The sequence below is a fragment of the Bradyrhizobium sp. USDA 3311 genome (genome assembly GCF_054062495.1).
Genome location: NZ_JBSSFI010000001.1, coordinates 353606 through 376295, shown reverse-complemented (window position 1 = coordinate 376295; position 22690 = coordinate 353606). Strand labels below are relative to the sequence as shown.

Annotated in this window: 19 protein-coding genes; 16 read left to right on the top strand and 3 right to left on the bottom strand. The window is 58.4% G+C overall.

Annotated features, from left to right (window positions below):
* Positions 1–77: 77 nt before the first annotated feature.
* From ACVWW6_RS01770 to ACVWW6_RS01735, 8 genes are all read left to right on the top strand, one after another.
* Positions 78–1199, top strand: coding sequence for a DegT/DnrJ/EryC1/StrS family aminotransferase (locus ACVWW6_RS01770; protein WP_456680018.1), 1122 nt, complete (start codon positions 78–80; stop codon positions 1197–1199).
* A gap of 39 nt (positions 1200–1238) precedes the next feature.
* A complete protein-coding gene (locus ACVWW6_RS01765) occupies positions 1239–2222 on the top strand; it encodes a glycosyltransferase (RefSeq protein ID WP_271575096.1) in 984 nt (327 codons plus the stop codon).
* Positions 2223–2234: 12 nt separating this feature from the next.
* Positions 2235–3209: a glycosyltransferase family 2 protein gene (locus tag ACVWW6_RS01760; RefSeq protein WP_456680017.1), complete on the top strand. Its 975-nt coding sequence runs from the start codon at positions 2235–2237 to the stop codon at positions 3207–3209.
* A complete protein-coding gene (locus ACVWW6_RS01755; protein ID WP_456680016.1) occupies positions 3206–3691 on the top strand; it encodes an N-acetyltransferase family protein in 486 nt (161 codons plus the stop codon). The genes ACVWW6_RS01760 and ACVWW6_RS01755 overlap by 4 nt, the downstream gene beginning before the upstream one ends.
* 108 nt (positions 3692–3799) lie before the next feature.
* Positions 3800–4582 carry a glycosyltransferase family 2 protein gene (locus tag ACVWW6_RS01750; protein WP_456680015.1) on the top strand — a complete coding sequence of 261 codons (783 nt, stop codon included), beginning with the start codon at positions 3800–3802 and terminating at the stop codon, positions 4580–4582.
* A 98-nt stretch (positions 4583–4680) separates the two neighbouring features.
* Complete coding sequence (gene gmd, locus ACVWW6_RS01745; RefSeq protein ID WP_271575092.1) at positions 4681–5763, top strand: GDP-mannose 4,6-dehydratase; 1083 nt, start codon at positions 4681–4683, stop codon at positions 5761–5763.
* A gap of 4 nt (positions 5764–5767) precedes the next feature.
* Positions 5768–6730 (top strand): GDP-L-fucose synthase family protein, encoded by a 963-nt coding sequence (locus ACVWW6_RS01740; protein WP_456680014.1) that lies wholly within the window; start codon positions 5768–5770, stop codon positions 6728–6730.
* 171 nt (positions 6731–6901) lie between these two features.
* Entirely contained in the window at positions 6902–7501 is a 600-nt protein-coding gene (locus ACVWW6_RS01735; RefSeq protein ID WP_456680013.1) for a LabA-like NYN domain-containing protein, read from the top strand.
* 109 nt (positions 7502–7610) lie between these two features.
* On the opposite strand, the gene ACVWW6_RS01730 is transcribed toward ACVWW6_RS01735, so the two are convergent.
* Positions 7611–8171 (bottom strand): DUF7024 domain-containing protein, encoded by a 561-nt coding sequence (locus tag ACVWW6_RS01730; protein WP_456683108.1) that lies wholly within the window; start codon positions 8169–8171, stop codon positions 7611–7613.
* A 450-nt stretch (positions 8172–8621) separates the two neighbouring features.
* On the opposite strand from ACVWW6_RS01730, the gene ACVWW6_RS01725 reads away from it, so the two are divergent.
* The 3 genes from ACVWW6_RS01725 (at position 8622) to ACVWW6_RS01715 (ending at position 14357) form a co-directional block, all read left to right on the top strand.
* Positions 8622–10499, top strand: coding sequence for an FG-GAP-like repeat-containing protein (locus tag ACVWW6_RS01725; RefSeq protein WP_456680012.1), 1878 nt, complete (start codon positions 8622–8624; stop codon positions 10497–10499).
* A gap of 256 nt (positions 10500–10755) precedes the next feature.
* Complete coding sequence (locus tag ACVWW6_RS01720; protein ID WP_456680011.1) at positions 10756–12906, top strand: peptidase domain-containing ABC transporter; 2151 nt, start codon at positions 10756–10758, stop codon at positions 12904–12906.
* Positions 12907–12917: 11 nt separating this feature from the next.
* Positions 12918–14357, top strand: a complete 1440-nt coding sequence (locus ACVWW6_RS01715; RefSeq protein ID WP_456680010.1) for an HlyD family type I secretion periplasmic adaptor subunit — start codon at positions 12918–12920, stop codon at positions 14355–14357.
* Between the two features lie 73 nt (positions 14358–14430).
* On the opposite strand, the gene ACVWW6_RS01710 is transcribed toward ACVWW6_RS01715, so the two are convergent.
* Positions 14431–14637 (bottom strand): hypothetical protein, encoded by a 207-nt coding sequence (locus tag ACVWW6_RS01710; protein ID WP_456680009.1) that lies wholly within the window; start codon positions 14635–14637, stop codon positions 14431–14433.
* 207 nt (positions 14638–14844) lie between these two features.
* Between ACVWW6_RS01710 and ACVWW6_RS01705 the strand changes: the two genes are divergently transcribed.
* The 5 genes from ACVWW6_RS01705 (at position 14845) to ACVWW6_RS01685 (ending at position 22267) form a co-directional block, all read left to right on the top strand.
* On the top strand, positions 14845–16317 hold the full coding sequence (locus ACVWW6_RS01705; protein ID WP_456680008.1) for an MBOAT family O-acyltransferase: 1473 nt from the start codon (positions 14845–14847) through the stop codon (positions 16315–16317).
* Positions 16286–17863 carry a hypothetical protein gene (locus ACVWW6_RS01700; protein ID WP_456680007.1) on the top strand — a complete coding sequence of 526 codons (1578 nt, stop codon included), beginning with the start codon at positions 16286–16288 and terminating at the stop codon, positions 17861–17863. The genes ACVWW6_RS01705 and ACVWW6_RS01700 overlap by 32 nt, the downstream gene beginning before the upstream one ends.
* Positions 17864–18191: 328 nt before the next feature.
* A complete protein-coding gene (locus tag ACVWW6_RS01695) occupies positions 18192–19625 on the top strand; it encodes an O-antigen ligase family protein (protein WP_456680006.1) in 1434 nt (477 codons plus the stop codon).
* 248 nt (positions 19626–19873) lie between these two features.
* Entirely contained in the window at positions 19874–20317 is a 444-nt protein-coding gene (ybgC, locus tag ACVWW6_RS01690) for a tol-pal system-associated acyl-CoA thioesterase (RefSeq protein ID WP_456680005.1), read from the top strand.
* A 1563-nt stretch (positions 20318–21880) separates the two neighbouring features.
* Positions 21881–22267: an ectoine synthase gene (locus ACVWW6_RS01685; protein WP_271565773.1), complete on the top strand. Its 387-nt coding sequence runs from the start codon at positions 21881–21883 to the stop codon at positions 22265–22267.
* Positions 22268–22382: 115 nt separating this feature from the next.
* On the opposite strand, the gene ACVWW6_RS01680 is transcribed toward ACVWW6_RS01685, so the two are convergent.
* Positions 22383–22625, bottom strand: coding sequence for a hypothetical protein (locus ACVWW6_RS01680; RefSeq protein ID WP_456680004.1), 243 nt, complete (start codon positions 22623–22625; stop codon positions 22383–22385).
* Positions 22626–22690 lie beyond the last annotated feature (65 nt).

The following is a 22690-nucleotide window of genomic DNA, read 5'->3' as shown; positions in this document are numbered from 1 at the left end:
GCTTTTGACCGCTCTTTCGGGATGCGGTGCGTGTTTTCCGTTTGATGATTCAGCAGCGACTTTAAGAAGTAAATTGAATGAACATTCGATTCCAGGTCTCCAAGCCGGTTTTGTGCGGTAACGAACGGCGTTACGTCATCGACGCGATCGATTCCGGCTGGATCTCCAGCAACGGCGCGTATCTCCAGAAGTTCGAGCACGCGATCGCGAAGATGTTACAGGTTGACGAGTGTCTTTCCGCGAGTAACGGAACGACCGCGCTTCACCTGGCGTGTCTTGCGCTTGGATTGCGTGCAGGCGAGGAGGTCATTGTTCCTTCGCTGACCTATGTCGCTTCGGCCAATGCCGTTCGCTACTGCGGCGCAACTCCGGTGTTCGTTGATTGCGATCTGAAAACCTGGAACGCCTCCGCCGAATTCATCGAGCGGGCCTGGACACCGCGCACCGCCGGCGTCTTGGCGGTTCATTTATACGGACTGCCAACGGACGTCGCGCAAATTGCAGAACTGTGCCGGGATCGTGGCGCGTGGCTGCTTGAGGATTGTGCTGAAAGCCTCGGCGCCAAGGTGTTCGGCAGACCAGCGGGTAGTTTCGGCGACGCGGCGACGTTTAGTTTCTATGGGAATAAAACCATTTCGACGGGAGAGGGTGGCGCAGTCCACGTCCGTGATCCTGCGCGTCGCCGTCACGCCAAGATGCTGCGTGGTCAAGGAATGGATCTCGAGCGCAGGTACTGGCATCCCATCTTGGGCTACAACTACCGAATGACCAACATTGCGGGAGCAATCGGTCTTGGTCAGATCGAGATGCTCGATTTTCATCTCGCCGAACGCCGTCGGATCGCCAAGCGGTATGCGGAGCGGCTTCACCCGCTCGAAGTGGAGGGCCTTCTGCAGCTGCCGGCGCAGATCGCAGGCTATGAGGGAACCTACTGGCTATTCTCGGCGGTCCTGACAGCCGGCGGGGAAAAGCGCCGGGAGACCATCATGCGTTACCTCGCCCGAGATTACGGCATTGAGACGCGGCCATTCTTTGTGCCCATGCATCACCTGCCGATGTACGCGTCCGGCGAAAAGCTTCCCAATACGGAATTCCTCTCGGCGCATGGGATCAATTTTCCGACCTACACGGGTCTTCGGGATGAGGAAATCGACGAGATCTGCGCGGCAATCACCGACCTGGTGCGTCGCTCAGCATAGTCCGCGCGTGAGACAGAAACCCGATACCGGAATTCGATGATGAATGACCTCGAGCGCAGCCTCGCATTCAACCCGAAACCAGAGCAGATCGCGCACGTCCGCAGTCTGCCGCGCGCAGAGCTGCCAGGCTTCGCGGTAGTTGTTCCCTCGTTCAATCAGGCGAAGTTCCTGCGGGAGACGCTAGAGTCCGTTCTCGCACAGGGCTACCCCAAGCTGGAAATCTTCGTCGCCGACGGCGGATCGTCCGATGGATCCGTCACTATTCTGGAAGAATACGCCCGAGTTCATCCCGGCCTTGTTCGCTACGACAGTCGGCCGGATGGAGGACATCATCACGGTGTCAACAAGGGCATTGCCAATACGACGGCCGAAATAATCGCCTGGATCAATTCGGACGATGTCTATCTAACCGACACGTTTTGGAAGGTCGCAACCTTCTTTCACTACAATCAAATGGCAATGGTCGTGTACGGCCGCAACCGGTACGCGGACCGGGATCTGAACCCCGTCATTGATTACCCGGTCGATTGGAGTCCGCTGCTGTCCGAGCAGCGCCGACGCATGATGCATTTCTGTCTCGTGCCGCAGCCGTCGCTGTTTTTCAAACGCATCGCCGTAACGCTATGTGGCGCGCTCGGTTCCAAGATCCTCGACTATGAGCTCTGGATGCGTTGGCAGGAGAATGTGCCGTTCTACTTTTGCGATGACTATTTTTCATTGTCGCGACTGCATGACGACGCAATCACCGCCAATGCGAATCGAAAGTTGCTGCGCGGGATCTGCGAGACCGTGCATCAATATTACGGCGTCGTGCCCTTTAGCTGGGCCTTCAAATACGCATACACGATCGAGCACGGTGCAGCGTGGGCGCGCGGCGCAGCGCCCTCAGCAAGCCGAAAGGTACAGCTCATGGCGCGGTGGCACTGGATGGTCATGAATCTACGTTGGTCGCCACGGCTCGCGTCACGATCCATGCGGAGTGTCAGGACGTGGGCGGCCCAGGTTCGCCGCATAGCTGCTTAAGGAGACGTGCTGATGGAGAAGACAGAGATTCCGATTACGGTCGTTGTCCCATCGTACAATCAGGGCCGCTTTATCGATGACACAATAACCAGTCTGCTGGAGCAGGACTATCCGGCACTCGATATCCTGGTGATGGACGGAGGCTCGACGGATGACACTGTCGAACGCCTGAAGCGCTACGGTGACCGCATCACCTGGATCAGCGAGCGGGATTTTGGCCAATCGGACGCGATTGCCAAGGGATTCGCACGGGCGCGCGAGGGGTGGATCACCTGGCTGAACTCAGATGACGTTCAGTGCAATCGCGCGCTTTGGGCGGTTAACGAGGTCGTTGCGCGTAACCCTGAGGTGGAGGTCGTCGTCGGCAACGGCCATTACATGGATGAGGATGGCAATAATCCTAGGCCTTACCCAACAATTCCTGTCGGTCCAACAATCGACGTAGCCGGCCAAATGTTCGAGAAAGGCTATGTTGCGCAGCCTTCGATATTCTTCCGCAAGTCTGCCTACATGAAGGCGGGCGGAATAAACCGCGCGCTGAAGTTTTGCATGGACTACGACCTATGGACACGCCTTGCGCTTGCGGGTTGTCGGTTTGCCGCATGCGACGTCGACATCTCGGGTAACCGCTGGTATGCGACGACGAAGTCGGCGGGGCAGACGCTCGAACTCCTGGCTGAAGTCGCGGCCGTGCAGGTCAAGCATTTTGGGCGGGTCTCACCGTACTTCGTGCAGGCCATCAGCGACAATCTTTATCAAACGCTGCATGGCAATCACTATGGCGACACGCACCACGTGGTCTATCGCCTGCTCTACTTCAAAGCCGTATGGCTATGGCTGAACATGCGCCGGCCGGCTTATTGCCTGCGCGGACTCTTTCGCGAGACGATCGCGAAGTCGGGCCCTCTCGTTGGCGACAGGCTGACAATCGGTGATTGCTGGCGCGGTCTGCGCAAGGCGATCGGCGGGACAAAGGTCGCGGCATGACGGTCAGCCTTGAAATCGTTCATCTGCGACCAGGTCATGCCACGTTGCTGGCCGAGCTCTTTGCCGTGATCGCTAGCGATCAGCGCAGCAGTCGTTTTCACCCGCATCCATTCACGCAAGCCGAAGCCGCGCGCATCTGCAGCGACCGCGGAAACGATAGATATCTGGCGCTTCGGGCGGACGATCGGCTTTTGGCCTATGGATTGCTGCGAGGTTGGGATGAGGGCTTCGCCGTTCCAAGTCTTGGCATCTATGTCGTACCCGAACTCCGGGGGAGCGGCGCGGCACGGCTTCTGATGGAGCACCTCCATCTGACCGCTCGACTGTCGGGCGCCATGCAAATCCGCCTCAAGGTCTATCCGGACAACATTGCGGCCCAAAGATTGTACCTGTCGCTCGGCTACCGCTTTTCCGATCGTCGCGAGACGGATCAGCTGGTTGGGATTCTTGATCTGTCGCACGAGTCCTCGGGCGCGCATTAAATGCCTATCGTACCAGAGTGGAAGACGATCCTTCGTCAAGTAAGCGGCTTTCGGCTTGGCCAGCTCCAGGCCTATCCGCCACGGCCGATTCGAGCGCCAGCGACTGGAGTGGACTACATAAGCCCGCTCTCCATTTCCATAGTCACACCCGTCCTGAACCAGGCCCCGTTTGTTGCCCAGGCCATCGAGAGCGTGCTCAGCCAAAACGTCGCGCCTATGGAATACATCATCATCGATGGGGGGTCGACAGATGGTACGACTGAAACTATCGCGGTCTACCGCAAGTATTTGAGCCATTACGAGAGCAAAAAGGATAACGGGCAATCAGATGCGCTCAATAAGGGCTTTGCCCTCGCATCGGGCGACATTCTCGGCTGGCTCAATGGCGACGATTTTCTGCTTCCGGGTGCGCTCCAATTCGTCGCTCGTTTCTTCGCCATGCACCCCGATGTGGACGTGGTCTATGGCGACCGGATTGTAGTGGACCGCGACAGCCGAGAGATCGGCCGCTGGATGCTTCCGAGTCATTCAGACCGGATACTCTCATGGGTCGATTACATTCCCCAAGAGACGATCTTCTGGCGGCGACGTCTCTGGGAGCGCGTTGGGTCGCATCTCGACGACTCCTTTGAGTTTGCGATGGACTGGGAATTGCTGGTGCGGTTCCGGGAATTCGGGGCGCGTTTCTGCCACCTGCCACGGTTTATTGGCGCTTTCCGTGTGCATCCCGACCAGAAGACGACAGCTCAAAAGGACCTTGGCCTCGTCGAGATGAACAGAATTCGCGCGCGTTGCCTGGGCTATGTCCCGTCAGCAGCCGAGCTGAGACTTGCCGTATTTCCCTACGTGCTTCGCCATATCGGGCGCGAGTGGTGCTCACGCTTGACGTGAACCGAATTCGCGCTTCCAGGCGGGCCGCATCCTATCGCTGAAAGCCGAGCAGACAGCAAGCAATATTCGAAGATTACGCAAACAAGGACTACTCAAAAATGAAAAAGGCACTGATCACGGGCGTTACCGGCCAGGATGGCGCGTACCTGGCGGAGCTACTCCTCTCCAAGGGCTATGAAGTGCATGGCATCAAGCGCCGGACCTCGCTCTTCAACACCGACCGGATCGACCATCTCTACCAGGATCCCCACGAGAAAAACCGCCACTTCATTCTTCACCATGGTGACATGACCGACTCGTCCTCTCTGGTGCGTATCGTTCAGCAAGTGCAGCCCGATGAGATCTACAATCTGGCCGCGCAAAGCCACGTCGCCGTGAGTTTCGAAGAGCCGGAATACACCGCCAATTCCGACGCGCTGGGAACCCTGCGCGTGCTTGAGGCCATTCGCATCCTCGGTCTGGAAAGGAAGACACGCTTTTATCAGGCCAGCACGTCCGAACTTTATGGTCTCGTTCAGGAGATCCCGCAGAAGGAAACAACGCCGTTCTATCCGCGCAGCCCTTATGCCGTGGCGAAGCTCTACGCCTACTGGATAACGGTGAACTACCGTGAGGCTTACGACATGTACGCCTGCAACGGCGTTCTGTTCAACCACGAGAGCCCGCTGCGCGGCGAGACATTCGTGACGCGCAAGATTACGCGCGGCCTGGCTCGCATCAACCTGGGCCTTCAGGATTGCTTGTACCTTGGTAACCTCGACGCCAAGCGCGATTGGGGCCATGCAAAGGATTATGTCGAAATGCAGTGGATGATGCTGCAGCAGGACAAGCCGGAGGATTTCGTTATTGCTACCGGTATCCAATACAGCGTGCGCCAGTTTGTCGAAACCGCCGCCCACGAAATCGATTTGCGGATCAACTGGAAAGGGTCGGGCGTGAACGAGAAAGGTTACGATGCCGCCGGCAACTGCATCGTCGCGGTCGATCCACGTTATTTCCGGCCGACCGAAGTGCAAACCTTGCTAGGCGATGCCTCCAAGGCGAGAACCAAGCTTGGTTGGCAGCCAAAGATCTCCTTCAAGGAGCTCGTGAAGGAAATGATGGGCGAGGACCTGAAAGCGGCGCAGCGCGATGAGCTGATCAAGCGGCACGGATTTAGCGCATTCAATTATCACGAGTAGTGCGATGAACAAATACAGCAAGATCTTTATCGCCGGACATCGTGGCATGGTCGGCTCCGCCATCGTCCGGCGGCTCCAAAGATCCGGATATGAAAACTTGCTAACCTGCGCGCGGTCCCGTCTGGATCTGACCAATCAGGCAGCTGTTGCGCAGTTTCTTGCGGGAGAGAAGCCCGAGTACATCTTTTTGGCGGCGGCCAAGGTCGGTGGCATACACGCGAACGACAACTATCGCGCGGAATTCATCTATCAGAATCTCATGATCGAGGCGAACATCATTCATGCGGCCTGGCTGGCCGGCGTGACACGTATCCTGTTTCTCGGATCAAGTTGCATTTACCCGCGAGGCTGCGCTCAGCCGATCAAGGAAGAGTACTTGCTCAGCGGGCTATTGGAGCCGACGAACGAACCCTACGCAATCGCCAAAATTGCGGGGATCAAGCTGTGCGAGAGTTACAATCGGCAATACGGAACGCAGTACGTTTCCGCGATGCCCACGAACCTGTACGGCCCCAACGATACTTACGACTTGAACAATAGCCACGTCCTGCCAGCTCTCATCCGTAAGGCCCACGAGGCGAAGGAGAGGGGGGATGCGACTTACCCTGTCTGGGGATCGGGACGGCCGCGACGCGAATTTCTGTACGTCGACGACATGGCCGACGCATGCGTATTCCTCATGGAGCGAACTGACATCCGCGATGGAATATTCAATATTGGCACCGGAGAGGATAGCACGATCGGCGAACTCGCCCATACAGTCAACGAGGTGATCGGGTTCAAAGGATCGATCGTCTTCGATCCGACGAAGCCCGATGGGACACCCCGCAAGCTACTCAATGTTGATCGAATGATCGAATTGGGTTGGCTCGCCAAGACCGGTCTCAAAGAGGGTATCGCCAAAGCTTATGCTGATTTTCTACAGGTGCATGGCGGAAGCGGGCCTGAGCGGCCGCCGACATCTTAAAGCAATCTGATAGGTCCCGTTACCGCAGTCAAAACGTTGTTCCAGGTCTTTGCGGGAACGCAACTTCCGTCATCCAGAAGATCGGCGCGCGGTTGGTACCATCAGTTGCCGAGCGATCATCTCGTTCGGCAGAATAGCGAAAACGACGAAGTTTCTCATTGGAGGGGGCTCGTGGCAGATCAGTCGCACAACAGGATCGCTCTATTCATCGATGGGCTAAATCTGTACGCAACGTCTAGGGCGCTGGGCTTCGATATCGATCACAAGCGCCTGCTCAAGCAATTCGAGAGCCAAGGGCGACTGCTGCGGGCCCTCTACTATACCCGAACGACTGAGGACCAGGGGCTTACGTCGGTGAGCCCCTTCATCGATTGGCTTGACTACAATGGCTTCACCGTCGTCACTAAACCGACTAGGGAGTTCATTGACGCGTGCGGCCGACGTAAGGTCAAATGCAGCATGGATGTCGATCTCGCGATCAATGTCATGGAGCTTGCCGGCCATGTGGATCGGATTGTTCTGTTTTCAGGCGACGGCAATTTCCTCCGGCTGGTGATGGCCGTTCAGCGGCGCGGTGTGCACGTAACCGTGGTCTCGAGTGCGGCAACTCAGCCGGCCATGATCGCCAACGAACTGCGGCGGCAGGCTGATGCGTTTATCGATTTGCTCGAGCTCAAATCGAAGATCTGCCGCATTGCAGCGAGGCGACCATGTGCATCTGACGGCGAGCGTCCTTCAGTGAGTAGCGCGGACACCGAGTCCACAATTTAGGGGGTCGTACCAGCCCAGCTTCCGGCCGCCGACATCGAAATGCCGTGACCATCCTGAGTCTCCGTTTGAGAAGGCAAGGCCAACCATGCGGCTATCATGCTCTTATGCGTCATTCGTCGAGGGCCACCCTCACGAGCCCGATGCCAAGTTTGCGGAGATCTTGCGATAGACCGAGTTGTTGAGGTGATTTTGCTAGTGGGAGCCGTAACTCGACAATGAAAGGTGTCCCCGGCGGGAGACGAAGGCCTTCAAGCGGGACCGTAACCGTGTTTGTATCCTTTCGGAGCGAAGCATCGCCGAGCTTCATGTTCTGTGACCAGAGCTCGATCCTCTGTTCGGGGCTTCCTTGAGTGATGAATGCCTTGCACTCTATGACAAGTTTTGGATGCCCGGTCAGGGCACTTGCGATAACAAACCCGAGCTGGGCTCGATTGCCGTCCGACCACACTCCCCAAGGCTCCAATTGCGACCAACCCTGAATGAGGGCGCCGTTGTTTTCCCCATTTTGGAATGTCAACGTTTGATGAGCTCCCAGGTTGGGGAAACGCGCGACATCGTATCCATAGCCCGGAAGAAATTGGTCGATGAGCCGCAGGGTCCCGAAGAATGATCCTGGCAGGACGACCAGGGCGATGAGAAGCCAGAGAAGGATAGGTCGAGCGCTGGGCATTGGCTGGCGAAGTGTCTGCCCCCGCAGGCGTGCTGATTGCATGGGAGGTGCTGTATTCCGTGATTGTCGCGAGGAATCGTCCCGTGAACCGGGCCGCAAATTAACGCTGAACCGAGCGCAACGGAAGCGCATTGAGAGGAAAGCGAAGGATCAATCGGGCGTCTAGGCCGCATGGTTACTGCGAGTCCGAGCCGGCCACATTCGATGCAAGGCCGTGTGCTGCTCAACTGGCGTCGTGGCGACCGTGCACCGCGCGAGCGAAGCTCAAAGTTGATGATGGTCTCTATCTCAAATGGGACTAGGCGGATTTCCCGGATCGATACATAGGGTAGAAGCCGGATGCTGCCGTGGCCGATCTGCGGTTCAAGGCGCGCACGGCGATTTTTACGCGTTGAATTCCTTTTTACCCAACCAAGCTGTAGATCTAAAAGTTAGAGGCTGGGGCCGACCATGTCTTTTAGCAGAACGCAGAAGCTCGACGACGTTTTCGACGACGCCAACCTCAATTATAGCGGGGCACCAGTTCAGCAATCTCCTGCCGATCAAGTCTCGGCTCAGCAGAGCCAGCAGGTTCAGCAGGTCCAGTCTGACGGCTCCGAGACGGACACCGTGTCCTTTCAGGGGGGCGGCCTGGTTTTTGTGAACACCTGGGGCTCCGGTGCGACCACGCAATTCAAGAACATCGTGGTTGGCGCGGAGCAATATCTCTCACAGCTGTTCCCCAATTCGTGCACTGTCCACTGTACATTTGACCTCCAGTCTCTGAACCCGGCCTACTCAGGCGAAAACTTCTTCAGTCCCGTACATGTTTCGTATGCCTCGTTTGTGAGCGCGCTTCAGCAGCACGCACAAACCGCCGCAGGACACGCGGCAGCCGCTGCTCTGGCGAAACTCACCGACCCCACGGGCGGGGCTGGACTTAACGTTTCGATCGGCGAGGCGCGAATTCTCGGACTGGCCTCCGCCGGGAGCGGCACAGACGACACAATCTATCTGAACAGCTACTACTGGACCGCTTCGGCACTGCAGAACAGCGCCAATGACGCGAAAGCCGTGATCCTCCACGAACTGACGGAGGGAATCATGGGGCGTGTCGGTGGCCTCGGACAATACGGTCGCGGCTGGGCGCCCATCGATTTCTTTCGCTACACGGCCGGCGGGCAGCACGACTATACGGGCGGGGCCGATGGCCTGAACACGTACTTCTCAGTTGATGGCCGTAGCATTTTAACTCAGCTGCAGTATCACGCATCTTATGCCAACGGCACAAACGATGGCTTCGACCTCGCCGATTGGGATGGCGTCCTCGGGGATTCGAACGACTATGATCCGTTCGGGCCCGGTGGCCCGGGCGTGGGCGGTCCGGGACTGCTTTCGGCAGAGGACATCCAAATCATGCAGGCGCTCGGGTGGGGCCTGGGACACACGCCGAAAGACCTGAATGGGGACGGCATCTCGGACATTCTGTTCCGAAACAACACGACGGGCGACTGGGGCTTCGAGGCCCTGAATGGATCGGGCAGCGGCACGTGGCACGCCCTAAACCTCACCTCCACAGCCTATAGTGTCGTTGGAGTCAGCGACTTCAACGGCGATGGCGTGGCCGACGTGCTCTACAGAAACAACAGCACGGGCGACTACGGCGCGGCCGTGTTCGATCACAATGGCAACGCGACGTGGCAGCCGCTTGGTGGCTCATCGGCAGCCTACAGCGTTGTCGGAACGGGTGACTTCAACGGTGATGGCGTTTCGGATATTCTCTTCAGGAATAACACGACCGGTGATTGGGGATTCGAGGCTCTCAATGGATCGGGCGGCGGCACGTGGCATGGCTTAAATCTCACTTCAGCCGCTTATAGCGTCGTCGGGGTGGCCGATTTCAACGGCGATGGGGTGGCCGACGTTCTGTACCGCAATAACAGCACAGGCGACTACGGCGCGGCCCTGTTCGACCATAATGGTAACGCGACGTGGCAGCCGCTTGGCGGCTCATCTACAGCCTACAGCGTTGTCGGCGTGGGTGATTTCAACGGCGATGGCATCTCGGACATCCTCTTCCGGAATAATACCACGGGGGGCTGGGGCTTCGAGGCGCTCAATGGATCGGGCGGCGGCACGTGGCATGGCTTGAACCCGACCTCGACTGCCTACAGCGCCGTTGAAGTCGGCGACTTCAATGGCGACGGTGTTGCCGATGTGCTCTTCCGCAACAACAGCACCGGCGATTATGGTGCGGCACTGTTCGATCATAGTGGCAATCCGACCTGGCAACCGCTTGGTGGCTCATCTGTAGCCTACAACGTTGTAGGCGGAACGAACTGGACCTAAATCATACGCTGGTGCGGCATCGAGCGAACAGCGTCGGGCGGCAAAGGGCGGCCATGGACGGACACGCCCTGCTCAGCTGCCTTGCTTCACCAGCCTCGTCGTGCGGGCGTGGCCCTGTCACGACGAGGAGACACTTGATCACCCAACTTCACCACGTGCGCCAACCCCACTGATTTTCTGACAAGGCCGATTGCCGCACGGCCGAGGTCAGTGCGAACGATTTACACGCTTGGGAATATTTCCGGGGAGCCATTTCTTGCACGACAAGGTTCGCGTCGATTCTGGCCTCGCTGCCCTTTGCGGGATTGCGGCGTACTATCGAATCGCGGCCGATCCCATGAGCCTTGCACGCGAACTCGCGCTCCAAGGTGGCACTGAGCCAGATGACCTTGTTCGAGCGGCCAAGCTGGCCGGTCTGAAGGCGCGGATTGTGAGGAAGCTTTCGATCGGACGCATGGCCAGTGCGCCGCTTCCAGCCATTATCCGTTTTCAGGACGGATCCTTTGCTGTTCTCGGCGGACGGACTCCGGCTGGCCACTTCAGCGTCGTCGATCCTGTCACACGGGCCTACCGTGAGCTCCCAGCCGACGAACTCTACGCCGCGATCGATAATTTCGTTCTGCTGATTCAGCGCCGTATTGGCGGCTCGGGGGTAAACCCCAGGCACTTCGGTTTTCAGTGGTTCCTGGCATCGGTCTGGCGCTACCGTCGGCCATTGCTCCACGTCGTTACGGCGTCCCTGTTCGTGCAATTGTTTGCACTCGTAACGCCACTGTTTTTTCAAGTCGTGGTGGACAAGGTTCTCCCGCACAAATCCTATTCGACGCTCTTGGTGTTGGTGGGGGGAATCGCGGCGATCGGGATGTTCGATGTCATGCTGCAATATCTGCGAACCTATGCACTCGCGCATACGAGCAACCGGATCGACGTAGAATTAAGCCATCGCCTTTTCGCTCATCTATTACGCCTCCCCATCAACTATTTCGAAAGCCGGTCAGCCGGCCAGACCATCGCGCGCGTTCGCGAACTGGAGACCATTCGGAACTTCCTGACAGGACAGGGCCTTTTTTCGCTCCTCGATCTGCTCTTTGCCTTCGTCTACATCGCGGTTCTACAGGCGTACTCGGTCAAACTGACATGGACGGTCCTGGCAGCAATCCCGGCCTATCTGGCGATTGCGATGCTCGTGCGGCCCCTGCTCAGAGAGAAGATCAACGAAAAGTTCAATTTGGGCGCGGCAAGCCAGCAGTTTCTGGTTGAGGCCGTTGTCGGAATCCAGTCCATCAAGACCTCCGCAGCTGAACCTTTTGTGAGAGCGCAGTGGGAAGAAAGGCTGGCCGCCTATGTCCGATCCGGGTTTGCAGCGACAAAACTCGGAGCCGGCGGGCAGAACGCGATACAGTATGTTTCCAAGCTCTCCTCGGCCCTTCTCCTTCTTTTTGGCGCACAAGCGGTCATCGATGGGGACCTGACCATCGGCGGACTCGTCGCCTTTAACATGATCGCCGGACAAGTCGCGCAACCGATCCTGCGGCTCTCGCAATTCTGGCAGGACTTCCAGCAGGTGCAGATCTCCGTCGAGCGGCTGGGCGACATCCTGAATGCCGCGCCGGAATATGCGTCGACCGTGTTCGAGAAAGCGCCGCCGCCGCAAGGCGAGATAGCCTTAAAGCATGTGACCTTCCGCTATTCGCCTGGAGAGCGCGACGCGCTCAAAGATATCAGCTTGAGTATCAACTCTGGCGAAGTTGTCGGCATCGTCGGTCCGTCAGGCTCGGGCAAATCCACCTTGGCCAAGCTCATTCAGCGTCTGTACCTTCCGAGCGAAGGAGAGCTGCTGCTGGACGGCAGAAATCTCAGTCATATCGATCCGCTGTGGCTCCGGCGCCAAATCGGCGTCGTGCTTCAGGAAGGCACGCTCTTCAACCGTACGATCCACGAGAACATCGCGTTGGCGAGCCCGGCGATGCCGCGATCGCAGGTCATCGCGGTCGCACGGCTGGCCGGCGCTGACGAGTTCGTGGCTAAGCTCCGCCAAGGCTATGATACGATGATCGAGGAGCGGGGTGCAAATTTGTCGGGTGGCCAACGCCAGCGCCTTTTGATAGCTCGCGCTTTGGCGACAGACCCCCCGATCCTGATTTTCGATGAAGCCACCTCCGCCCTCGACTACGAGAGCGAGCAGATCATTCAGGCTAACATGCGCCAAATCGCGCGTGGGAGGACCGTGATCATCATTGCTCATCGCCTGGCCACGGTCCGGCATTGCGATCGAATCATCAGCCTGGTGGATGGGCGGCTGGTGGAGACAGGAACACACGATACGCTCCTCCAGCGTCCTCAGGGGTTTTATGCCCGCATATGGGCGCTCCAGACCAATGCCACCAAAGACCAAACGGCCGTTTGATGCGCTCGCCCATGCCTTCGGGTCAGCGTCCCAAGCCTCCCGTTCCGCGACGGACACGATCGGATCAGGAGTTCCTGCCGGCCGCGCTTGAGATCCTGGAAATGCCGCCGTCCCCGGTAGGGATCGCACTGCTCTGGATCATCTGCCTCTTGGCGTGTTCGGTATTGACGTGGTCGTACTGGAGTCGCATCGATGTGATCGCGGTTGCTCAGGGCAAGATCCAGCCGTTCGGGCGAGTCAAGATCATTCAGCCACGTGAGCCGGGAACGATCGTTGCGATTCATGTTCAGAACGGCCAACCGGTCACGGAAGGTCAGGAACTCGTTGGACTTGAGAGCGGCGAAGCCGATGCTGATGTGAACGAGCTCGCAGCTCGCCTGAGCGCGTTTCGTGGAGAGTCTATCCGGCGGAGAGCCGCCTTGCGTGCCATTGAGGCGCGACAGCGAGCGGAAAGCCCAGCGATCGAGTGGGGCGAGGAGATTCCGGGTGAAATCAGAGAACGGGAAACGCTCGTACTGCAAGGAGCCCTCGACCAGCTCAACGTGAAAGTTGCAGAACTCGAAGCGGAAAAGCGCCAAAAGCAGCTCGAGCGGGATCTCTATTCCGCCGCGAGCAAGGCTTTGGAGACGCTCGTTGCGACCCTTCAGGAGCGGGTGGATATGCGCTCGAGCCTTGTGCGAACCGGCTCGGGATCGAAAGCCGATCTCATCGATTCACTCGAACGGTTGCAGGATCAAAAGGCGAAACTTGCGACGGCGCGCGGTCAGTTTGCCGAAAGCGAGGCGTCACTGGACGTGCTCAGCGAACGCATCGTGGGCAGCTACAGCGATTTCGCGGCCGAGAACCTGCAAAAGCTCGTCGAGGCCGAGCGCGAAATTGACGGAATCCAGCATCGCCTCGCCAAGGCTCGCGTTCGACAAAAGCACATGGTGCTGAGGAGCCCGATCGCCGGGCGGGTAAGCGCCATGTCGGTGACCACCTTGGGTCAGGTCGTGAATACCGGTGAGGAAATCATGCGGATCGTGCCCGACGCGGTTGGCCTGGAGATTGAATGCTACATTCCAAACCGGGATATCGGGTTTGTCCGGCCAGGACAGGCCGCCGTCATCAAGATCGAATCACTGCCATTCACACGATACGGTACGATCAACGCAACGCTTCTCAACATTCAACATGACGCCATCCCTGAACCGGACGCGAACCAGGCAGAAGGCAATCCCATCCGGCCGCTTGAAAATCGCGGTTTTGCTGGCGCGCAACGTACGCAGAACCTCGTTTTTCCTGCGACACTTCGTCCAGAAGTCGCCAGTGTCTTAGCTGACGGCGCCGCGGTCCCGCTCTCACCTGGCATGGCCGTCAGCGTCGAAATAAAGACCGGAAGCCGGCGAATTCTCGAATATGTCTTTTCGCCGCTGGTGGAGATTACCGCTCGGGCATTTAAGGAACGATGATCGGTCGTTTAACGGATGATGCCGGTCCAAACGTGGAGCGGCGTGACTGACGGAACGCGTTGGGGGCTAGCCGTTAGAGGCCGAAATCGTCGGGCGAACCGGATTGCAAAGCGTTTGCGCGGGCCAGCTCCTGCGTTTTTCTCGATTTCATATCGTACCGCCGCCGGATCGCCAGGCCGAATAACCCAATCAAGACCAGGACGACACCACTCCCGATCATCAGGTACGACAGTATCTCATCATCCACGGCGGCGACTTTCACTTTCGATTTGGCGACCAAGAGTGAGCCTCCCGACAGTTACACGAAGCGCCCCGGCGAAGAGGCTCCCTTGGGACGGGCTCTGATATCATACGTGCTCTCGTCTGTTCGTGTTCTCTGCGCCGACCGACTCATCATCGCGTGAGTTGAAAGAGCTCGACAAGTACCGAATGGGATATTGCCACCGAAGCGTTGCAGCCTAGAATTGAGTCGCGGTGGCGCTACCGAGTGCCGACGCCGATCCTGGCGGAGCGGCCCTTTCTCAGTGAGCGCCCCAACGTGCTGTTCAAGTCGAGCGAATTCATTCTGCGTTTTCTGCCGATCGTCTTGACCGGCTACACGCTGTTTCAGATATTTCGCCTGCCGCGGCTCTCGTTCGTCTTTTTGTTGCTGGCCTCGATCTTCTTCTACGGATGGTGGCGGCTCGACCTCGTCCCGGTCCTTGTCGGCTCGGTCGCTTTCAACTACGGGCTCGGTCTCTTGATCGTGGCTGCGCCCGCCTATGCAAGGGCGCTCACGACATTGGGCGTTGTGGCCAACCTGGCGCTGCTCGGCCTCTTCAAGTATGCCGACTTCTTTATTGCCAATCTGGACACCGTGCTCGGGACATCAATTCCCCTGTTGCGCCTGGTGCTGCCACTCGGCATATCGTTTTTCACCTTCGTCCAGATCGCCTACCTCGTCGATACCCTGAAAGGGAAGCGAGGCCGGCACGGGTTCACCGAATACGCGCTCTTCGTCACCTTCTTCCCACACCTTCTCGCCGGCCCGATCGTCCACCATTCGGCGATGATCCCACAGTTTCAGTCGCGGCCGAGCCTCCCGGTGCGCGCCAGCGATTTCGTGTTCGGGCTGCTCATCTTCCTGATCGGCCTAGCAAAGAAGTCGATCTTCGCCGACCACCTCGGCCCGGTGGCCGATCCGATCTTCGCCATGGCCGACGGCGGAGAACCTCTCGCCACAACGGCGGCGTGGCTCGGCGCGCTCGCCTACACCTTTCAGCTCTATTTCGACTTCTCGGGCTATAGCGACATGGCTGTCGGACTCGCGCGCATGTTCAGTATACGGTTTCCCTGGAACTTCGACTCTCCCTACAAGTCGTTGTCGATCGTGGAATTCTGGCGTCGATGGCACATCACGCTTTCGCAATTCCTGAGAGACTACCTTTACATACGGCTCGGCGGTAATCGGCGCGGCGAGCGCCGCCACTATCTCAACCTTTTTCTTACGATGGTGATCGGCGGCTTCTGGCACGGCGCGGCGTGGACCTTCTTGATCTGGGGGGCTTGGCACGGCGTTTTGCTACTGATCAACCACGCCTTTCGGCAGGGCCTCACTGTCTCGCAAACTGTACTCTGGCGCGCCGTCACCTGGGCCCTGACGTTCGGGGCCACCGTCATCGGCTGGGTGTTCTTTCGCGCCACGACGATTGGTGGTGCGCTCGCAATGTTGAAGTCCATGTTCAGCGGCGGAGGAGGCACGGCAAGCGCGACTGTTCTTGATGTCGATTTTCTGTCCCTGCTCACGCTAGCGACGCTCGTTGCCCTGTTCGCGCCGAACGCCCGCCAGCTGACCGAAGCCATCGAGGCAGAACGCTTCGATCCACGCCTGGCTGGCGCCGCGTTCGGTTCACTGGTCCTTGTCATCATCATTTCAAAGGCATTCATGCATGAATCGCCCTTTCTTTATTTCAACTTCTGACGTTCGGCAGCCGATCCGCCCAAGACTGGTCGCACTCGTGGCGAGCGGTCTGGCAGGCTTTGCCGTTGTCAGCTTTGCTTATGTCGCATCGGTCATGTCGACCATTCCGAAAAACAGCATCCCGAGCACCTACAAATGGCTTTTGCTTGAACACACGCCGGGGCCGCGCATCATCATCGACTCCGGCTCGAACGGCCATCACGGAATTGATGCGGGAGAACTCGCCACCGCCTTCAACATGCGGACCATTAACGTGGCCGATAATGCCGGTTATTCGCTCGTTGATCGCTCAAGGAGAATTCTCGAATTTGCCAAGCCCGGCGATATTGTCGTCATGCCCATCGAATGGCAGGGCTATTCCGATCCCGATGGTGACGCGGGCTATGCCCGGCTTTCTCTGGAGCTGATCAGCGAGTATTTCTGGGTGCAGACCCCGATCGAGAGGGTGCGCAGGATCCTTACGACTCCGTTTCCGATCGTCGCCCGCGCCGTCTGGCGCAACATCAGGAAACTTCGGTCGCAAAGCCTGTCGGCCGGTAGCGTCGAGGCCGTACATGCGATGGCGCTCCGCCATGTGGAGGCGATGCTCTATTCGAACGGTTCCGGTGGTTGGGCCAACGACGTAAGCCAAGGCGTAACCAAACAGGCCCTTGCCGCCGGGTGCTTCAGGACGACGATCGGAAGCCGAAAGGAAGCGCGGTCGGGGCGGGTCCTGGAGGCATTCCAGCTGTTGCATGCAGCCAAGGAGAGGGGCGTTCGGGTCATAATCACCTGGCCCACGGTTGTCGGTGACGATTGCTACGCCGACGAAGCGCGCATGGCCGACCGAGCCGAACAGGTCCGTGATCTGGTTTCGCAAGCAGGACTAGAACTTATCGGAACTCCGGCCGATTTCTGGATGCCGATGAGCCTGGCTGACAACTCGTTCTACCACGTCACCCAGCGTGGGCGCGCGATTGTCACGCGTCGGCTGATTAGCCTCCTTCAAGAAGCCGGACTGAAGCCGGGCGCCGGCGCTCCGCCGGCAAGCCTGATCGACACCATGAGCGAAGAGATCTTTCGCATTGAGCTCGCACATGCGGAGGTGATCGAACCCGGGATCGGTCCTCTGGAACTTGACGAGTTTGCCGACGGCGGTACCGGCTCCTCGCAAATCGACTACACAGCCGGATGGTGGGATTCCGAGCTGCGCGGCCGCTGGGCGCGAAATAACGAGGTGGTTTTGCGTGTGCGCCCGGCGCAGCCGGCGCAAACCATCCGGCTTCGCTTGATCTCGGCCTTCGCGCCGCGCAACATCGCCGTGTCCATCAACGGCATTGAAGCGGGTAAGATCTCGATCGACATGGCACGCCGGGACTACGCCGTGAATGTCCCCGAGGCCGCGTGGGGCATCTGGGTCTGGTCGATCCGTCTCAAGGGCGACGACCGCCCTCTGATGCGTCCACGTGATCTGGGCGGCGAGGACGATCGTCGGGTCCTCACCTTCTTCTTCGAGGGCATCACGCTCGAAGACGAAGACCGGCCCACTGCTGAGACGATTCCTTAGGACCAGGCGGACCTTCGACCTATTCCCGGGTTTGATCATCGACCCTGTAGCCCCAGCCTCGCCAGGCAGGATACCTCGCCACCTGTGCGGCCAGGTAGAAGTCGAGCCCTGTCCCAAATGGGACGGGCGGCAAGTTCGCATCCCTGCTATGTAGCTCGTCCCCATTCTGGCAAGAGCGCGCGGCCCTCCCGCGTCGATCCAGGGCAGGCCGCTTCCGATCGGCTGCATGAGAAGCTCCGTGCCGGGCGCAACTCGAGGCCGAACGTCGCAGGTCAGCCAGGGTCGTGTGGGTGGATTTCCAGCAAGCCCGAAAATGGAGTTCGCGAGAATGGCAGTAACGGTGCCCGAGACCATATCTCCTGCTTCTCGGAAAGGTCTCTTCATTAATCGTTGGAATGGCTGGCCCAATCTGGTCCGTCTGATCACGGGTACCGGGAATGAGCCGGGTGCAAGAGACCTCCGGATCGGGATGATAGATGCTTCTATTGTGGCATTAGCCCTCGTATTTCCATGGTCAACAACGGCAACCGCGGCGCTCGGGTTTCTCATTTGCCTCGCGATTGCGAGCACCTATTCGGCGCAAGAGATGATCGCCCAGCTGAAGCGTCCTGCTTTGGCGCTTCCCGCCATGCTCCTTGCCCTGGCGGCTGTCGGCGCGGCTTGGGCTCACGGCATCCCCTGGGCGGATCGGCTACACGCCTTTGGAAAAGTCTCGAAATTTATCTGCCTTCTCCCGCTCTTCCTGCACTATCAGCATACCCACCGCGTGAAATTGGTATTCACAGCTTACGTCGTATCCAATCTCCTCCTGCTTGCGCTCTCATTCCTAGTGTTCCTCTCGCCGGACATCTATAGCGTTGTCGGAGCGAAGGCTCCAGGCGTGCCGTTGAAGAACTACATAGATCAGACGCAGGCCTTCGCGTTCATCGCCGTCGTTTTCGTGGCGCTTGCGGTGGAAGCCGTCCGACAGCGGCAGCGAGGCCAAGCCATATTGTTTGCCGCTCTATCGGTCGTATTCTTTGCTAATCTCGCTTTCGTCAATATCGCGCGGACCGCGTTCATCTATCTGCCGGCCATGCTCGCGCTCGTCATCATCCGCTATGCGCGTGGGTGGTATTCTCTCGCGATCATAACGGCGATTGCTATGCTCGCGGCCGGAGCATGGGCGATGTCGCCCAACCTTCAGGTCAAGATCGCGCGGCTCCTGGGCGAAGTCGACGCGTTCCAGACCAACACCATGTTTGTCAACGGGACCGAGACTGGCGGCGCGGAGCGCCTCGAATTCTGGCGCAAGTCCATCGGTTTTATTCGGTCGGCACCAATCCTGGGACACGGCACCGGTTCGACAAAGGAGCTTTTTGAATCTGAGGCAGCCGGGCAAACTGGCATCATGGCTAAAGTGGTCGATAATCCCCACAATCAGACGCTTGCGGTAGCGATCCAGTGGGGAATTGTTGGATGCCTCGTTCTCTACGCCATGTGGGGCGCTCATCTTCTATTGTTTCGAGGCGCATTCAGCAGGCAGCAATGCGGTGTTCTCGCCTGGATAGGCCTTGTAGCAGTGGCGCAGAACATCGTGAGTTCACTGCTCAACTCACATCTGTTCGATTTCTACCAGGGTTGGCTCTACCTGTTTGCCGTGGCGATAGTCGGAGGACAACTGCAACGACTGCAAGCACCACCCAGAGTCGACGCCGACCGGATCGCTCATGAACCATCTCGACGCGGAAACCCCCGACCTGCGGGGAGCAGGCCTTGCTGACGCACATTGTTGACGGAATTGTCTCTAACGCAGAGATCGTCGTTGGAGCCGGGCTGTTTTGCTGGCTGCTCGAAATGGCGCTTCGTTCTGCCCCAGCGCCTTTCGTTCGAGGTCGATGTCTGCAGCACGGTGCCTGCCGCATTCAGGCGGCCGGCTCTCGGCAGCTGGAGCCAAGCACAGGATTCTAGCGCTTGCTCAGAAAACCGCCCCTGTGCAAGACAATTGGTCCCAATAGGGGGAACCGCGCTGTGACAGTCTCTCTTGACGGCGAAATTCGCGACGGACGGCACTGCATGCAGGTGCGAATCTACTTTGAAGATACCGACGCCGGCCAGATTGTTTATCATGCGAATTTTCTGCGTTTCATGGAGCGTGGCAGAACGAATTACTGGCGCCTACTCGGCACCAATCAGCAAGCGCTGCTCGAGGAAACGCAGAACGACGCCCCGGGCTTCGCCTTCGTTGTCCGTTCGATGACAATCGATTTTCTAAAACCGGCAGTCTTGGACGACCTTCTTGACATTGTCACGGTCGCGCAAGAGGTGAGAGGTGCGTCGATTGGCTTGCTGCAGGAGTGCAGGCGCGGGGACGATCTCTTGGTCTCGGCGCGCGTCCGGGTCGCGTTTATCTCAAGCGGAAAAGCGCAGCGCATCCCGAAGGCTCTGAGGCTTGCTATGGAAGAGCAAAGATAAATAATCTGCCTTTCGTTCACGCTTTGACGCACCAACGACCGAGCCGTGGTGCTGCGGGAAGGCGTGCGCGTCAAAGCGTAGGTCGTCCGGCGAAATGTCCGCGATGATCGCTGCGGGCACGGCGAGCTATCGACGTGCAAAGGCTTGATCGATTGACAGGGTGCACGACAGCGGTCACTGATATCACTAAGTCGCAGCATCATGACATGATCGGCTTGTCCGAAGCCGGCCACGAACGTCACCGCCACCATCCTAGAAATCGCAATGAAGCTCCTGCCGCAATTGGCTATCATGCAGGCCGTGTCGCAATTCGCAGCCCCATCTAGGATGAGTAATTGCCCTTGCCGAAGATCAAAGCATGGCCAGGGTGGAGAATCCCTGCTCAGGAGAATGCCGCACGTCGAATTCCCCCGATGACTGGGGCAGCGTCACCGAATTAGGTCGGCGGCGCCGATGCCGAGCGGGATTAGCATGGGCGCTAGGCGCGAGGTGTTGGCCGCGGTGGCGGAGCGCTACCGTACGGGAGGGCGAGTTGAGAAGGGACGCTCCTTGATGAATTGACGTTTGACGTCGAACGAGCTTGAGGCGCGTCATCTGACCTTCAGTCTGGCCGTTGGACCATGGGGAAGTGATTGCCGCCAGTAGCGCTCAGGCTTCGACCAGCCGTTGGTTGCTGGCCGTATCGTAGCGACGACGGCCGTTCCGCAACACGCTGAGCGTCTCAAGCCTCAAAGGTTCGTCTGCAGCGATCATCGATGGTGTCCACCTCGTTAATTGTGGACACCTCATCCCATCCGCGCGCTCAACTGCATAGGTGTACAAAAAATATCGCTTACCATCATCGTGCGTGATGTCGTCGATCGTAGGATGTTATCATTCGATGACGAGCTACTCGAAAATCCCATGGCATTCTGACCGGCAAGGGTGGTCTCGGGGAGATTGCGCTTTTTAGCGGCCGTCGCCATTGACCCTTCGTACTCCTGTTTTGAGCTGTGTCTTGTTCAAGACATCGATGTTGCTAGCGCTACGGCAGGACGCCGTATTCAGCTAGCGCGACGAGAGGCGGCGCATTGTTTTTCAGGACGTTTTCAGAACGTCGTTGGCACGCCGGTTGCTTGAGACGGGGGACCCGCTGCGACCATAACAATGGCTCACTGTTCAGATGAAACTCGCTTTATCGATCCTGATGCTGATGCATCCCCCGCGCGCGCCATCGTGGCGAGTCTCTCATCTCATAATTCGGCTGCGGTTTCCCGGCGAGGTCAGGACGGCGCCGTATCAGGAGTGGGGCGAATGGTGTCAGCCAAAGAGCTCTCGCGCGCCACGACCGAAGCGATGTGCCGTCGGCCGACGTTCGCCAGATCAATCTGCTGGAACTGGGATGCGGAGGCAGTATGGGCGATGGAGGACATGGATTGGCAGGTTCTTGCCGGCCTGCCCGGTCCAAATAACCATACCTTGCCTTCCGCTTCGGGAGCGCGCGGAAGCCGTGCGTCCAGGTCAGAACAACGGCCTCCGGCTTCCACAAAGTGACTTAAACCCGTATTCCTGGAATCAAACGCTATGATTGTGCGTAGCCTGCACGATGTTGAAGCGACCGATCACTTCGTTGATTGGGGCAATGGGACTAGCCACCGCCTCCTGACGGCTAAGGACAGCATGGGCTTTAGCATCTGCCACACCGTAGTGCGCGCTAACACCGTCTCGCTTCTGCAATACCGTAATCATCTCGAAGCCTGCTACTGCATCGCCGGAGAGGGCGAGGTCGAGGACATGGACGGCAATGTTTTCCCCATTCGCAAGGGCGACATGTATGTGCTTGACAAGCATGACAAGCATCTTCTGCGCGGTGGTCGGGGCAAGGACCTGATCCTCGTCAGTATCTTCAACCCGCCCCTCAACGGAACCGAGCGCCACAACCTCAACGACCCGGCAGGCTCGGCATATTGAGCATCCGCCGGAGACCATTGGTTTAATTCATGCTGCCATGGCTGGTTGTTCCAGCATGGCGTAGTAGCGTTGTCCGGCTCGGCCGCGGACTGTTTGTGATGAGCTCCAGGAGCTGTCAGTGGTTGAACCAATCGACCCATTCGAGGGTGAAAATCGACAGCCTCCAACCTGCCGGGCGGCCCGAGCGTTGAGGCAGCACCTCCAACCGCCTGACTATGACAAGCCCATCGCCAACGGAGGTGATCGCCTTCCTATTTTGAGCGAAGATGAGGCGCGGAGCATAACTGCGAGCCATGAATTGCTGGCGCCCCAGGAGGATTTTTGGCGACAGCGGCTCGGGCAGTTTAGAATATTGCATCCTCCTTTCCTGTCTTCGTCCGTGGCTCCGGCGCCGCCCGGATGGCGGTCGAGTTCGTGGTTAAT

Coding starts and splice junctions, on each gene's coding strand:
- ACVWW6_RS01770 (WP_456680018.1), top strand. CDS start 78: ATGAACATTCGATTCCAGGTCTCCAAGCCGGTTTTGTGCGGTAACGAA.
- ACVWW6_RS01765 (WP_271575096.1), top strand. CDS start 1,239: ATGAATGACCTCGAGCGCAGCCTCGCATTCAACCCGAAACCAGAGCAG.
- ACVWW6_RS01760 (WP_456680017.1), top strand. CDS start 2,235: ATGGAGAAGACAGAGATTCCGATTACGGTCGTTGTCCCATCGTACAAT.
- ACVWW6_RS01755 (WP_456680016.1), top strand. CDS start 3,206: ATGACGGTCAGCCTTGAAATCGTTCATCTGCGACCAGGTCATGCCACG.
- gmd (WP_271575092.1), top strand. CDS start 4,681: ATGAAAAAGGCACTGATCACGGGCGTTACCGGCCAGGATGGCGCGTAC.
- ACVWW6_RS01740 (WP_456680014.1), top strand. CDS start 5,768: ATGAACAAATACAGCAAGATCTTTATCGCCGGACATCGTGGCATGGTC.
- ACVWW6_RS01730 (WP_456683108.1), bottom strand. CDS start 8,171: ATGCCCAGCGCTCGACCTATCCTTCTCTGGCTTCTCATCGCCCTGGTC.
- ACVWW6_RS01725 (WP_456680012.1), top strand. CDS start 8,622: ATGTCTTTTAGCAGAACGCAGAAGCTCGACGACGTTTTCGACGACGCC.
- ACVWW6_RS01715 (WP_456680010.1), top strand. CDS start 12,918: ATGCCTTCGGGTCAGCGTCCCAAGCCTCCCGTTCCGCGACGGACACGA.
- ACVWW6_RS01700 (WP_456680007.1), top strand. CDS start 16,286: ATGAATCGCCCTTTCTTTATTTCAACTTCTGACGTTCGGCAGCCGATC.
- ACVWW6_RS01695 (WP_456680006.1), top strand. CDS start 18,192: ATGGCAGTAACGGTGCCCGAGACCATATCTCCTGCTTCTCGGAAAGGT.
- ACVWW6_RS01685 (WP_271565773.1), top strand. CDS start 21,881: ATGATTGTGCGTAGCCTGCACGATGTTGAAGCGACCGATCACTTCGTT.
- ACVWW6_RS01680 (WP_456680004.1), bottom strand. CDS start 22,625: ATGCAATATTCTAAACTGCCCGAGCCGCTGTCGCCAAAAATCCTCCTG.